Raw genomic sequence first — 15,375 nt, 5'->3', positions numbered from 1 at the left:
TTTTTATAATATTGAATTATGAATTTGAAAACTTGACAGAATCCATGCGTTCTAGTAAAAACGCACAAGTACGATTTAATAAATTTTTTCACGTTAGCTAATTATGACTACTATTGCCGATAACATTAACAGACTTATGAACGAAGAAGGAATTACCGCTTCAGAGTTATCGCGTATTACAGGCATAGATCGCTCGGTATTACATAAAATTATTAGTGGTTCTACCAAAAATCCCACTATCGATTCTATTAAAGCTATTATCAAACATTATAGTTTTGATGAAGTAGTTTTCGGCGTTAAAGAGGGCACACACAAATCTTGTGATGAAATTCCAATATTATCTTGGGCAGACGCTGCCTGCCTTTCCAGATTAGGCTTCACTTCTAACTACAAATACCTTAAAGTGGGTTATCAACCACCACAAGCTTCATTTGCATTGTTGATAGAATATACTTTGGACAACCGTTTTCCAGAAGGAACTTTTCTTATTATTGATCAAAACAAAAAACCTAAAAATGGAAGCTACGTAATCGTCAAACAGGAAAACAGCAATTTAGCCTCTTTAAAACGTTTTATTTTAGATGGAAGTACTGCATATTTAAAATCTATAGATCATAGTATACCGAGCGTTCAATATGATGATAAAACCACAAAAATTGTAGGAGTTGTAATTCAGTCGATTCTCAACTTTGAATAATCAATAATTTTAAATTTTGTAGAGATAAAAATGCCTCAAAAAAACTGGAACCCTCACGAGTATGATAAGCAAAGTGTATTGCAGTATAATACTGCAATGTCTATGTTGAATACTTTACCGCTAAAAGGCAATGAAAAAATACTGGATATCGGCTGCGGTACTGGCAGAATCACATCTCAAATTGCAAGAGAAAGACTAACCAACGGTGGTTCTATTATCGGCTTGGATATCAATGAAGGCATGATTGATTATGCAAAAAATAATTATGTCCACAATAATTTAAGCTTTGAATGTAAAAATGTATTAGATATGGATCATGAAGAAAGTTTTGATTTAGTGATCTCATTTTGGACATTGTCATGGATCCCTTTGAAAGACCAGGCTGATGCATTACAGAAAATAATTCAAAGTTTAAACGAGGATGGCAACCTCTTTCTAATGTATCCATTAAAACATGACGCTTACGAAGTTGTTACCGAAGTAATAAAAAGGCCTCACTGGCAAAAGTATTTTCAAAATTATGCTATGCCAAGATCTTTTATTACCGAAGAACAGTATAAAGATTTAATACTCAGCCACATCCCGATGGATATTTCTGTTCAAAAGAAGGAAATTGAATGCCGTTACACTAGTGATCAGGAAATGGTTGATTCAATAAACTGCTGGCTTGCGCATGTCGATGAAATATCCGAGCCACGTGAGAAAAATCAGTTTTTGTGGGAGGTCGCTGAAGCTTACAAAGCATTTAGAGGAATAAGCACACCGGCAATGTTTTATTCAACGTTAGAAATTACGGGTTGTAAGAATACTCTTCAAAATAATCTAAAATTCACGTGCTAGGATAGTTATGAGTGACCAAAACCTATTAATATCAGTTAAAAGAAATGAAGAATATAAATATTTATCAGTAACCTCTATGATTTCTGTTACATTTTTAATTTGTGCAATGGTATTTACATATCGCATTATTGAGTTTGGGCCTTTTTTGACACCAGGAGGCGTTATTCCATTCGCGGCAACCTATCTTGTAGCAGCATTAATTACTGAAGTCTATGGCTATAAACACGCTAGAAAAATTATTTTTGGGAATTTCGTCTGTATTTTTATTTTCAATATAACCGTATCTTTTTTATTAAAACTACCCACACCGTCAGGAATCAATTATTCTGCTTATAATCAAATATTTAATAGTGCTTTGTATGTTATGATTATATACAGCATAGGCTTCTTCTTTGGCGATTATATCAACGCTTTTTGCATTGCTAAATGGCGGAATTTTCTTAAGGGCAAGTATTTTTTCATAAGGCTTATTGGCGCATCCATTATTGGACAATGCAGTTTTTCCATAATTGTGATCCCTGCTTTATATTTACATACATTAAGCCCAAATAGATTAATACAACAGTTTTGTACAACAATACTCGCAAAACTACTTGTGATTTTAATATTATCGTTTCCCTTCTCAGTTATTGCTAAACTTTTGATGAGATACGAAAATATTGATTCAGAATCACCAAAAGTTATTTTTAACCCCTTTACAATGAATCAAACCTGATATTGATTTTTTATTTATTTTAAGATGTAATCACATTTTAGTTGGCTTTTGAAAAACTTTACGGAAAAATTATTTATGAATTTTAAGTGTGATAAGGAAACCATTTTAAAGTTTATGGTTCAACGATTAACGAATATTGTCGCTTCTTTATTAGAAATTATCAAACAAAAAGACGAGCAGTTAAAAATAAAATATAGGCTCGTTGATTGGGTGGAAAAAAATGGCACTGGATACTGCAGAATACAACTTGTTGGAACTAGTGTAGTAAATGATTATACTCCCGAGGAAATCGTTGCTGATGATGATTTTATATCCGGCTTTAGCCATTTTGACATAAGAACTGTTACTAATCTGGCTAATCATGAAAAATATAAGCCAAAGGCAAAAATCATGTTTGTTAAACATGAAGAGAATTGTGTAGGCATTAAGGAAAATGGGCAAATTCAAGATATTAATATTGATAATGGCATTCAAAGTGATATTAAAAAATTTAGTCAAAATGATGCATTTATTTTAGGGAGACTTCTTGGCGAAAATGATATCAAAATATAGTGTCTTGAATGAGCAATATTTTTGTAACTTATTGTATGAAATTAATTTACTTTTGGTACAAACTTTGTATCAAGGTGAATTTTAGCATCTGAATAACCAGCCTGCACGTTGAGTGCTTATTGTTTTCCAGTTACAGAGCTATTTTGATGACAGGCTATCCCTAGGACTTAGATATTCACTAAGACACAGTTAGATGACTACTTTCCTTTTTTATGTCAATTATTGTTTCTAGTTTTCTCTTTTTGCCATTTTTTTATTGCGATTAACTTACTCAAAACTAAAATATATCCTTTAGCAATGAACACAGGACTAATATCTATAGAGATATTGATTTGGATTAATTTTTTCAAAATATATTGATGAGTCCATCATTGTGAATAGTCTCTATTTTTTTACGTAATTAACAATTGTTAGGTAGTAGGTTTTCATTTTCGCTTTATATATTGATAGAGTCTTGATCTTTTAATTGCAAAGTAGCACAAGAAAACAGCAAATAGAGCAGAAAGGCTTATTCCTACGCCGATAAAAATAATTAAATAAATTGAGTTTTTATATATCGGATCATTAGGATTAGTAATGGCTGCTATGAGTCCAGAAAAAAGTAAGAAATTGAACAAAATCAGTTTTATTTTTGTATTTCTAGGGAAGAATTCATACTGCTTTTCAAATACATATATAATTGACTGTCGCTTTACATAAATTTTTTCTCTATTGCCCAAGATTGATTTGATATCTTTATTGCAATTTATAATACTGTACGCGAATCCTATCAATGCTACAATCAAGGCGCTTAATCGGTGTATAATAAAAATTGGCAAACAAATACCAAGTACTTTCATTCCAAAAGCCTGTACTGAACAACTCAATAATTCTAATTCTAATTTTTCTTTTGAATTAACAATATAACCAAGCGATGACGTTACTGGGCTTTTCCTAAAAATATATTTATTTTTTCCAATTTTTTCAAAATAAATGGAAGGATTTGATATCATATATTAACCTCTTTCAACTAAAATTGGTATTTTTTAATATTATTATTTTACAATCCATTAATACTTTTTTAATCCTTATATAGTAATCAATTAGAAAAAAATTATTTAAACACTATCATTTGCCTTTAAATAACATGACTACATTTCTATTTAAACTCTAAACCTATTCCACCATAACGCGATTTAAATGCTAACGAAGCATCAAAATGTTTAATGGAATATGTAATGTTTTTTGTAACTCTTTGACCTACATTACTCACATTATTTGCTACTGTTCCCATTTTATCCCACACAAAACTATAAGCATTTTTTGCAGCACTACTCACATAATTACCTAACGGCGTTAAATTGTAACCTAAATAACCAATAACACAGCCTACAGTATATCCTGGTACAGCCCACGTACCCATAGTCATGCTGGCTGCATATGAGCCAAGGCCAAGTCCAAGAGTATGCGCAGCCGCTACACTCCCCCATGCTCCAGCAGTAACACCAAATCCAGCGGCAGTTGTTTCCCGTGCCTGAATATTAAAGCCAGCATCCATATTTTTGGTGTAGGCCTCACTCATTTCTTTCGCCATCTGTACAGTATATAATAGGCGTCCACTGTTCTCTATTAACTTATACCACCTTGAATTTATCGCTCCATCTAAAATAGCGTATGATTTTGAAACCTGCGTTTTAAATAATGGTTTAATCTGGTTCAAATTTTTTGCTAAAGATAAAGCAATACTTTTTGTACGATGCAATGCTCCAGCTCGGTTCAACACAACATTTATCTTATATTTTACATGAGACTCATAAGCTAGCTTCCCCATATCATTAGTAGTGTTCAAATAATTTAGTAAAGTATCAGATGAAACTCCATCGGAATAACTTTGCTGGCTATTGAAATCACTGTCTCTTGGCAAGCAATCACTAATCACAGAGCCCTCGATATTATTTGCAGCCGCCCTAAAATCCAGATCCCCATCCAGTGCTGAACTCACCAGTTCCCGTGCTTTTCTTTCTTCCCTAAACCGCTCATAGGTTCCCTCTGGTATGGGGGTGAAGCTGCCTTCTTCTTCGATGGTGAAGGGGCAGTAGCCGCCGGATTCGATTTGTTGTTGGGCGGTTTCTGTTTGGAGTTTTTCCTTGAGTTGGGCAAGCGCTTGGCCTTTTTCGGCGATTGAGCTTGCGAGTGTGCTTCCGATGGCATTGCCTAAGTTGTTGAGTAAGATATCGCCGGCTTGAATATCCTTGAAATTGCCGCCGTGGGCTACGGTGTCGATTGTGCCGGAGGCGAGTGCGTTCAGCTCGCTGTTGATCAGGGAAGAGATTTCTTTGCCTACGGTTGTTGTGAGCTTGTTTTGGGCTGATTCGACAGTTTGGCTGCCTAATATGCCGGCGGTGACGGCGGTGGTTCCGAGTTCCAGCCAGTCGAAGTGTTGGTGATCTCTTAATGCAAGGTTTGTTGTTTGGGCGATAGTGTCGCGTTCCATCATTTCAAGGGCGCTTCGGACGTTGAAATGGTTAGAAAGCTCATCAAGTTTAGGGGCTAACTCTTTATAGAATCGGGTGCCGCCTATCAGGTTGCCGGCGCCTGCGGCTGCGGCTGAGGTTAATGCGCTGATTAATAGCCCTTTGACATCCAGTCCGTGTTGCAGGCCGAAAGCGTTGCTTAAACCTTGGGCGGCGAGACTGCCGATGAAGCCGGCGGCAAAGCTTACGCCTGCCGCAGCGAAGGCCGAGAGACCTAATGCGGTACCACCGCTTAACGCACTGAAACCGGTTGCAAACAGTCCTCCGGATAACGCGGCCCCTCCGGGGAGTAAGGTGGCCATAATGCCTGCGCTTAATACCGTTGCGACAATCGCCGTGACGGTAATGGCAATTTTAGCAAGCGTTTTCCAGAGACTTTTTTTATGCCGGACCGGAGTTGGCAGCGACATCTCAAGGGGATCAAGACGGGCGGTGGCGCTTAAATTGCCATATATCGCCTCGCTTGATAACACTTTGTGTGTGCCGTTGTTATAATGTTGGTCAAGGTTTACCGGCGGGAGAGTTAATTGTTTGCCGACAGGTAAACTGCTGCTTTTACCGCCTTCGGCATTACGCTCGCTGATGCCGTTGGCATCGGCAATCAGGTACCATAAACTGCTGTCGCCATAGACAGCAAAAGCGATGCGTTCCAGAGTATCGCCAGCCTGGACGGTATAGGCGCCAAGCGTACTTTGGGGCGCTTCCGGCAATATCCCGTCAAACGGCTTAAAATCGGTTTCCTGCAGGAAATTGTTGCTGCTAGGTGCGCCTGTGGGGGTAAAGCCTGAATACAGATTGAGCGCTTGGGTACCGTTGGTGTTGAGTTTGACATCACCGATTAATTTCCCGCCAATGGCAAGATACGAGGTGTGGCCGCTGCCATCGTATCGGTCGTGGAGGCCGTCAAGAGCGCTGTTGCTGAAAAAGGTGTTGGGGCTTGTGCCCTGGTTGTCGTTGACTTGTTCAAATTGACCGTCGATGGCATTGTATATGCGCCTACCCTGCCCCAAACTTACCCTGCCATCGGTGGTGACAAGGCTTACATACTCCATACTTTGCTGATAACTATCCCACAATTCATAGGTATAGGTCCGCTTTTCGGTCGCATCGATAATATGATGCATTGGATTATATAAAGTCGTTAGCCGCTCTTTTAAATTACCCGCGTCATCGTACCAATAGTTCGTCATGTTGGCGATGAAATTGCCAGACGGCAGCAAAGTCATCTGGGTTTCGAGCAAATTCGCTTTATAATGCGACAGGTGCATTTCAGACACATCACCCAACTCATTATAAAGCAGCTCCTTTGTCAGGCGTCCGGCCTCATCATATTGCTTGTACTGGAGGTCGAGCCCGTTTTTTTGGATGCGCTCCAATTGGTTGTCGCCGGTATATAGGTAGTCGTAGCGTTCTGCTTTGCCGTCTTTAATTTGAAATGCCAGACTTAAATTGCCGGCGGCGTCATACCACAGGGCTGTGCCCTGATTATAGGGAACATAAACTTCACCCTGAGCATTTAACCGGCCTTTATTGATGACCATTCGGTTATTGGCATCATAGGCAAAATAATCGTCCTCGCTCACGGCCTGATAGCCTGGGTAGTGCGCGGTGGCTGAGGTATGGATAATATTGCCGTTCGCATCGTATTCATATTGCAAGGCAAGCACTTTATTCTGGTCTTGTTCGTAGCGGTTAACCGCCACCAGCCGGCCTAGCGCATCGTATTGATATTCATCCTTTTGAGCCGCCCAATAGCCGCTACGAGACGAGCTTTTAGCTGTGACATTGCCCTCGTCATCATAGGCGTAAGTTGCTTTTTCACCCCCGGCTTTATCCTCAAAGCTTGCCAGCCGGCCATTGCTGTAATAGGTGTATTCGCGGTTTCGCAGGGTGTTGGGTGAGGTTTCAGCGACTAACTGACCATTGGCGTTGTAGGTATATACCGTCTTGCGGCCGAACATGTCGGCATGTTCTGTTACCCGGCCATACTCATCATACGCCCAGCTTTTGCTGTTATTAAACGCACCGACCTCGAGGGTTTTATGGCCGGCATCGTCATAATAATAGCGCGTTGCCGTTATCGCCGGCGAATCTTGCTTTCCGACCAGAAAACCCAATTCGTTGTACCAGAAACGAACCTGGTTATCCATGCCGGCGGTTTGTTGGGCAATAAGTTGACCGGCTTCATCGTATTGGTATTCTTTATGGCTGGTCGGCGTTTTAATCTGGACCAGGCGGTTTTCATGGTCATAAAAATATTGGGTGATATAGGAGCGTTCATCACGTAAGGTTTCCAGTTGACCAAGCAAATTATAGGTCTTATCGCGCTGATAGCCTAACGCATTGACGTCACGGATAATCCTGCCGTCCGCGTCATAGTATTTGGCCACTGCATTGCCATTGGCATCAATCATTGCAATGGCATGACCAAGCTCGTCATAGGCATATTCAATCACCGGATTAATGGTCCGGGCGCCATTCGCGTGGTACACAGCGACTGCCGGTAATTGCTGCCTTATCACTTCATCAAAGGCGTTGTAGTCATAACAGGTGGTATCCCCGAGGGCATTGGTGTGTTTAAGAACATTTCCCCACCTGTCGACTGTTTGCGCTGAGAGCCTCACCCTGGACTTACACTGCCCGGTTGCCGGGTCATAAACCCCGTCTTCGTCTTGGGAAAGCACGTGTCCCATGCGATCGTAGGTATAGTATTGACGATGAAAAGCGAATTGATAAGCGAGGCTATCAAAATCGCTTTCCTGATTAAACGCTGCCTGCGATAAGTCAATCCCATAAGCACCGTAGGCGGCCAGCGTCTGCTGACTGGCGGTGATGGTTTCAGTCAGGTTGCCCGCAAGGTCATAGCGGTAAATCTGGTAATAGCCCTGACTGTTGCTGCGCCAAAGCCTGCCGGCGTTATCATATTCAAAACGGGTTGTGAATTGGTGATTAATGCCTTTGCCGGCAATTTCGCCAAACGAGTTATAGCGCACATCCTCCGTGCGGACACTGCCGTCTTGTTTTAAGGTTGCGGTCTGGATAAGGCGGTTGTCGTAATCGTACTGATAACGCTTGTCCTGGATAAGATAGCTGCCGTCAATTTGCTTGAGTACTTGCCAGCTGCGGGCCACGTTGCCATTTTCATCGTAGCTGAACCAGGTGCTATGCTGATTGCCGTCAATTTTTTCAATCAACTGGCCGCTATTGTCATAGCGGTTATGGGTGATAATATCGGCAGCGCTTGCGGCTTTTAAGGTGTAACCGGTTTCATCGGCGTTGGCGGCGCCTTGGGCCCATTGATGCGTTTCAACCAGCTGGCCAAGGCTATCGTATTGATAAGTCGTCGCCGCCCGGCCTTTTTGGGTCAGCGGGGCGATTTTAGCGATGAGCTGCCCGCTTGGGTCGTAATAACAATAGGCAGTATTGCCTTGCGGGTCGGTGGTAGCAATCAGGTTGCCAACCGCATCATACTGATAGAAGCTGGTCAAATCCCCGGTGTGCTTTTCGTATTGGGCTTTATTGCCGGTCAGGCGCTGCCAGCTGACCTGTTTTAAGGTCTTACGAGTCACCCGGCTTAAACTATCGTATGCAAACTCAACCGCACGGTCGTTTGCTGATAACGCAGGCGGTGTATAATCGGTCGCCGTCCAGCCGCTTACGCGGTTTGCATATTGCACCTCCCGCAGAATCTCGCCAAACGGAGTATAGTCATAAGTGGTTAAATAATCTTCGGCATCAATCACTGCCGTTTTTAAACCATCCTGATTATAAAAACAGGATGTGGCCGCCCAATCCTGCTCATTATGTTTCACCTGGGTACTGATAACTTCACCAAAGGCATTATAGTCATAGCGTGTTATGGGCGTTTGCCAACTGGTAAGCCCAGTGCGGGCATTATACATTTTGACTGGTTGTTTGCTGGTTTCAATGAGCCGATTATCGGGGTCATAACGATATGTTTCAGTGCGGTCGGCAAGCGGATCTTCGATTATTAAGCGCGTGACCTGTTCTTTCGTTAACGCGGCAGCGTCAGGCAAAGACACTGGAATGGCATAAGCTGTTTTGGTTATGAGGTTACCGGCGGTGTCATAGCTATATTGGGTTACCTGATTGCCGCCAGCAATGGAATAAATAAGTTGTCCCTGGCCATCATAGATATAACGTGTCCAATGCCCTGCCCGGTCACTGTGTGCAATCACTTGCCCAAAGTCATTGTAAACCCATTGTTCGGTTAGTGTTTTAGTCGTGAGATTAGGAAAGGAACTCGCTGTCATACCGGCGGCGTTTACCGCTACATCGGGATAGCGGGTCTGCGTAAGCTGGTTGTTTTTATCGTATTCATAACAAACAGTTTGGGCAATGCCGTCAGCGTCTTTTATAACCGCCGTCACATTGCCAAAACTATCGTATTGCTTGCGGGTAATAATTGCGCGGTTAGTCGTCGCAAGCGTGCCATTTTGCCAACTGCTGACCGGCATGATTGGCGAATGGGTCGCTATCAGTTGATTGGCCTCATCATACTCATAGCTGGAAACGGCCTGGTTTGCCTCGGTTTTATACACCAGGTTGCCATTGTCGTCATAGTCATAATGAGTCAAGTGATGTTCGGCATCGGTTTTGTCGCGTAAGCGGCCATTGGCATCATACTGATAACGGGTTATTCGTGCCTCGCTGTCGGTGCCGAGCGCCGCCTTCATCGCTTTTTCGCTATACTCAGGCAGTCTCACGGTTTGGCTGTGGTTGATTTCAGCCACCACGTTTCCAACTGCATCATACACTCTCTCAACCACATGGCCTAGCGGGCTTACCCGGTATATTTCCCGGCCGGCAGCGTCATAGACCGTATGGGAAATGCGATCGGCGGCATGATCAGTTATGAGCGCATCCCAATTCGCCGCGGATCGCGCGTTAATGCTCAGTAAGGTCGCTGATACAATGGTGGTCGTGACATGGCCCAGGCTGTCGTACTGATAACGGGTAACAGCGCCTGAGGCTGAGACCTGCGCGCGTAAGCAGCCGGCCTTATCATAGGCATATAATACGCTCCGATCCTTGGCCGGATTGCGCTGAAGCAAGGACTCGATGACCTCCAGCGTATAGCCTGTTTCATTTCTGGCAAGGGTCTGGCTGAATTCGGTTTTTTTAAGCAACTCATCCCCGTGGTTATAGTCAAACCCGGTGAGTTTGCCGCCTGGATCGATCTGATAGCGTAAGCGGTTGAGGCCGTCATAAGCAAAATAGGTAGCGCGCAGGGTTTCGGGAGTTTCCTGCTTGCCATATTGCTTTTTAATGGTCAGGTTGCCGTTCTCGTCATAAGTGTAACAGGTAATATTGCCGAGAGCATCCGTTTGTCTGATCAGGCGAGAGGCATTATCGTATTCAAAAAGCCGGGTTTGATCGTGGTCCGGATCGCGTTTTATCGCCTGGACAATTTGCGCTTCCTGATAGGTGTCAAGCGTGCCGATGCGGTTGGCAAATACCGTTGTTTCACAGACATTGCCCAAGGCATCATAGGCATAGGCGGTGACCACGCCCCGGTTATCAATCTGATAGCGGCAGCGGTTATTCGCATCATATATAAAGTGGCTGGTATGCTGCCTGGGATCGGTCTTGCTAATCACATTATTGTTGGCATCATACTGATAGCGGGTTGTCAGGCATAATCCATCGGGATCAATAATTTCAGCGATTATTCGGCCGAGGCTGTCACGTTCATAGGCGATGATTTTATCGTGTCCTGCCGGATTTTTTTCAATGGTGCGGATGAGCTGATTACGCTCGTCATATGCATACTCGGTGATCCGGTTTAAACCATTAGGATCGATTGTGACGGTAATGAGATTGCCCTGGCTATCATAGCCGTATACGGTTTGAGTACCGGCCGGATTGGTGACCGTAAAGAGCCGCCCTATCCCGTCATAAGTCATGGTGGTTAACAGCTTTAAACCGTCGGGATCGACCAGCTCAGTGAGTTTACGGCCGCTGGCATCATAGGTGTAACGGATTTGCTTGCCGTTGCTGTCTTGTTGCCAGATTAAATGGCCTTCGGCGTCATACTCATACTGGTAGGATTTAACCGCCTGCTCCGGCAAATTTACCGTAATCAACTGCCCTTTTTCATCGTATTCATACCGGGTGCTCTGCCCCTTGGCATCCCGGTCTTCAATTTTATCGCCAAACGCGTTGTAGCTGATTTGGGTTGTGCGGCCATCAGCATAGGTAATCGTCAGCGTATTGCAGCTATCGTCATACATAGTGGTTTCGCTGTTCCGCGCACCCTGCTCAAATTCGATAACTCGCCCGAATGCGTCATAGCGGTATTTTTTTACTTGTTCAGCAGCATTGGTTATGGTTGTCAAATGAGCCAGGCGGTCATAACCATAACGGGTTGCATAGCCGCGCTTGTCAATTGTCTGGCTTATCTGGCCAAATGCATCGTATTGCCATTCCTCCGGGTTATTGGCATCGTCAATGCGATGGCGGAGTAAACCGCGTCGGTCATAGTCATAGCTGGTTCGGGCGACACGTCCAGGGCTTATGGCTTCCATTTGCGTGACCAGTTCGCCAAAAGCATTATAAACCATCTCAACGCGGCCATTCGCGCCTTTTTTTATCTGAGTAATCTGCCCTATTGTATTATATTGGTAATGCGTTGACTCATCGTGTCGATCATCGGCCAGTAAGGCGACATAGTCGGCAAGCGCCTGGGTTGAGAGCTCGGGAGCGAGCGTTGATATTCGAGCCCGATACTGGATAACGGTGTCTAGCTGATGAAACGTGTTATAACGGTTTTCGGTGACACAGCCTTCAGCATTGACCGTAAAGACCAGTTGCCCTTCGTTGTTATAAAAATAACGGGTTCTCTGTCCCAGGGCATTGGTTGAACCGATCATACGCCCGGTTAAATCATAGTCATAACGAATACCGTGCTCACGCCAGATTTGTTCGATTTTCTCCGTCGGCCAATCGGGATGCTGTTGCAGTAAGGTTGCTCCAAGCTCATCCAATTGCTGAACCAGCCGTCCTAAAGCGTCATAACGGAACTGGCGTGCGCGTGCTGTGTGCGTCAGGTTATCGGTTTTACGCTGTGAAATGCATAATCCTTGCTCGTTGTAGGCATACGTTGTTATCAAACCATTGGCGCTTTGCTCTTCGATGAGCAGCCCGGAATCATTATATTGGTAGTGGGTACGCCGGTCGTTGCGGTGGTTTGCGGGCCGCAGCGATTCAAGACTCAGGTTATTAGTCGCAGAACAAGGGGTATAATAGGCGATTTTTTCAATCAGAAGACCGCGTGCGTCGTAATGGTATTCGGTTAGATAACCGCCAGCATCGACGTCTGCAATCTTTAACCCGGCAGCGTTATAGAAGCAGTAACTGATGCTATCGAATGTACTGCGTTCGGGTTCTGCATCGCGCCATAATGCGGCGGGCGGCAAGGCGACAGGCTGGCGGTAGCGGCATATTTCGGTGCAATGGCCTGCCGCATCGTACTGATAGGCGGTCGCATAACCTTCGCCATTTACCTCGGCAATCAGCCGGCCTTCGGTATCGTAATAGTAAGCCTGCGTGCGGTCGCCGCCACTGGCAATGAGGTGGATGTCTTCATAAGCCAGGCTCTGTCCTGGTTGATAATTTTCAAGCCGGTTGGCATAAGCTGTTTTACTGATAACGCGGCCTTCGGCATCGTAGCGATACGCAATGACCGCCCCCTCGCTATTGATTTCAAATGCCAGCGCCTGGTATTGATTATAGACATACTGCGTAATCCGATCCTGGCCAGACGGTTTAAGCGCGATGTCACGAAATGACGGCCTTTGGGTCAGCCAGTTTGCCGGGTTCACTTTTTGTTGATAATGACAGCGTTGGATACAATGCCCCTGGTTATCATAACGGTACTCAACCGCTTCACCACTGGCCGATACCCGGCCTTGTAACCGGCCTTGCGTATCGTAAAAATAATAAACTGTTTTACCATCCTGGCCCGTTTGGGCAATCAGACGCCCGGCGTCATCATAAGCATTGCGCACCTCTCCAAAATCATGGCGGCTGTCGCATTGCTGTGTACACAACAGCAAGCCGCTTTTATCGTAGGTTGCAATGGTTGTGAGCCCATTGGGTTCGGTGGTCACGATTTGCTGATGGGCATCATCGTAAAAAAAGGTTTTGACCCGCTGCTCACTATCTACCGTTTTAACTACCCGGCCCAAGCCATCATAAAAATAGTAGGTGATGACCCATTTGCCATTGACGGGAGCGCTTTTTTCCACCAATCGCCCGGCTGCATCATATTGGGTCGTGTGGATTAAACAATCAGGAGTTACAACGCCCTGGCCGGATGCATCAATGGCGGTGTAGGTTATTTCGTGCGTTAACAGCCCGCGCCAGTCATAGCAATATTCCGTTAGCATGATGGCTTGCGGGTTTTGACGCGCGGCCCAGGCCATCATGTCATCGAGAGTAAGCGTCTGCTCGCCAGACTCAGCGGCAAGTCTTGCATTCAAATAACGGCGCTCGCTCACTAGCCGGCCCTCGCTATCATAACGGTATTCGGTAATGGCGCCATCACCGGCCGCTGCGAATCGCAGATGGCCACGGCTATCATAGACAAAACGCCTGGTGCTCGGATCAACGGGATGATGCTCGCCGTCAAAGCGTTGATAGCGGGTTTCGGCAATGAGATGATGTTCGCTATCAAACATCCGTTTAGTCACCTGCCCTGACGGTTCGGCAATCAGCACGCAATCGCCGGCGGCGTTATACTTAAAATGCCAGGTTTGGTTACCCTCAACGACCTCGGTTAACCGCTTGTTCTCATAATGATAGGCAACATGAAAATTCTCTGGTCCATCAATACCGGTTAATAAGCCTTCCTGATTAAAACGGTATAACCATCGCGCCCCCTTGCCATTGGTAATCGCGGTTATCCCTTCAAAGTACTCATAAGCGGTGGTGCGCCCTTCACCATCGGTTAAACATTTAACCCGGCCCTCGCCGTCGTAGTCGACATGCAGACGGGTGCCATCGGATTGCCGAATATCCGTGATAAGATTGGAATCTCCGGCATAGTCATAGGCTATCCAATAGGTCTTGCCATCGCCTAAATCCCGGCTGGCCAGAGTTAAACGGCCTTGGGAATCGTAGTCATAATGGATATGCCCTACTCGTTTATTCTCACTCACCCAGTTAATATCCTGCAACACACCGTGGTCAAATAACCAGGTCACGGTCTGATTGCCGCTGGTATCGGTAATTTGCGACAGATAACCCTGCTCATAACGGAAAACCCAGGCATGGCCATCGCGGTCGGTCAGTGAAGTCAGCTGGCCGGCAAGGTTATAGTTGCAACTGACCTCACCGCTGCCAGACTGGTAATGCCAGCTGCCGTCTGACCATACAATGCGTGCCGTGCTCCCGTCATCGGCCTGATAAACACGCTCGCTACCCTGGCGGACAAACCGGGTTACATGGCCATCGTCTCCCACACGGTTAATCACCGAATCGCTTTCAAATTCAAGTGTTGTCTGGCTGTTAAACCGCCAGTTACCGCTTAAGGAATTATAAACCTGGAATAGGTCGAGGCCGAGTCCCAGGCCTGCCATGAAGCCATCACTTTGCTTGAGCACCAGATTGCCATTGGCGGCATTGACATAAACCGCCTCCCCGCCCTGGCCTAATCCGGCAGCCCCTTTTGGGCCATAAGAACCGAGTTTCTCCAGGGAGGAACCCTGGATCCCTAAACCTGCTCCAGTAAATACTTGTGTCATAATGCATCCTGTAATTAATAGCGGCCGTTGAGAAACGGCTTGCGTTGGACTGTTTTTCCTGGCTGGTAATTACGTTGAATAGCAATAAGGTTTAGTGAAGAATGGCGATCGTATTGGACTCATGGTCTTGTTCCTTGTTGTTGGATTTTTATTTATTTTTTATTCCGTTGTTTCAGGAGCTTTGTCCTGATGCGAGGATACTAATCAAAAGCATTTTTCAGGTCAACAGGGAGCTGAAAATTTTTTTGTCCCCCGTCAAGGGAAGAAAGGAATTCTTTGATGACAGGCTCT

General features: G+C 44.8%; 6 protein-coding genes. 4 read left to right on the top strand and 2 right to left on the bottom strand.

The window, feature by feature from the left end; genetic code table 11:
• Window positions 1-103 precede the first annotated feature (103 nt).
• The 4 genes from ACFORL_RS05600 to ACFORL_RS05585 all read left to right on the top strand — a co-directional run bounded on the left by ACFORL_RS05600 (window position 104) and on the right by ACFORL_RS05585 (window position 2,804).
• Entirely contained in the window at window positions 104-697 is a 594-nt protein-coding gene (locus ACFORL_RS05600) for a LexA family protein (protein ID WP_382341939.1), read from the top strand.
• A 30-nt stretch (window positions 698-727) separates the two neighbouring features.
• On the top strand, window positions 728-1,537 hold the full coding sequence (locus ACFORL_RS05595) for a class I SAM-dependent methyltransferase (RefSeq protein WP_382341938.1): 810 nt from the start codon (window positions 728-730) through the stop codon (window positions 1,535-1,537).
• 7 nt (window positions 1,538-1,544) lie between these two features.
• Complete coding sequence (locus ACFORL_RS05590) at window positions 1,545-2,252, top strand: queuosine precursor transporter (RefSeq protein ID WP_382341936.1); 708 nt, start codon at window positions 1,545-1,547, stop codon at window positions 2,250-2,252.
• Window positions 2,253-2,327: 75 nt separating this feature from the next.
• Complete coding sequence (locus ACFORL_RS05585; protein WP_382341934.1) at window positions 2,328-2,804, top strand: hypothetical protein; 477 nt, start codon at window positions 2,328-2,330, stop codon at window positions 2,802-2,804.
• 425 nt (window positions 2,805-3,229) lie between these two features.
• On the opposite strand, the gene ACFORL_RS05580 is transcribed toward ACFORL_RS05585, so the two are convergent.
• Together ACFORL_RS05580 and ACFORL_RS05575 are read right to left on the bottom strand one after the other, a co-directional pair.
• Window positions 3,230-3,796, bottom strand: a complete 567-nt coding sequence (locus ACFORL_RS05580) for a hypothetical protein (protein ID WP_382341933.1) — start codon at window positions 3,794-3,796, stop codon at window positions 3,230-3,232.
• Between the two features lie 146 nt (window positions 3,797-3,942).
• Entirely contained in the window at window positions 3,943-15,084 is an 11,142-nt protein-coding gene (locus ACFORL_RS05575) for a hypothetical protein (protein WP_382341931.1), read from the bottom strand.
• Window positions 15,085-15,375 lie beyond the last annotated feature (291 nt).

Origin of the sequence: Legionella dresdenensis (assembly GCF_042649825.1) — a bacterium.
In the GTDB taxonomy this organism is placed as follows: domain Bacteria; phylum Pseudomonadota; class Gammaproteobacteria; order Legionellales; family Legionellaceae; genus Legionella_C; species Legionella_C dresdenensis.
Note: the sequence above shows the minus strand (reverse complement) of the source record. Positions and strands in the feature narration are given on the sequence as shown.

Excerpts from the sequence above, each read along its gene's own strand:
- ACFORL_RS05600 (WP_382341939.1), top strand. The coding sequence starts at position 104 with ATGACTACTATTGCCGATAACATTAACAGACTTATGAACGAAGAAGGA.
- ACFORL_RS05595 (WP_382341938.1), top strand. The coding sequence starts at position 728 with ATGCCTCAAAAAAACTGGAACCCTCACGAGTATGATAAGCAAAGTGTA.
- ACFORL_RS05590 (WP_382341936.1), top strand. The coding sequence starts at position 1,545 with ATGAGTGACCAAAACCTATTAATATCAGTTAAAAGAAATGAAGAATAT.
- ACFORL_RS05585 (WP_382341934.1), top strand. The coding sequence starts at position 2,328 with ATGAATTTTAAGTGTGATAAGGAAACCATTTTAAAGTTTATGGTTCAA.
- ACFORL_RS05580 (WP_382341933.1), bottom strand. The coding sequence starts at position 3,796 with ATGATATCAAATCCTTCCATTTATTTTGAAAAAATTGGAAAAAATAAA.
- ACFORL_RS05575 (WP_382341931.1), bottom strand. The coding sequence starts at position 15,084 with ATGACACAAGTATTTACTGGAGCAGGTTTAGGGATCCAGGGTTCCTCC.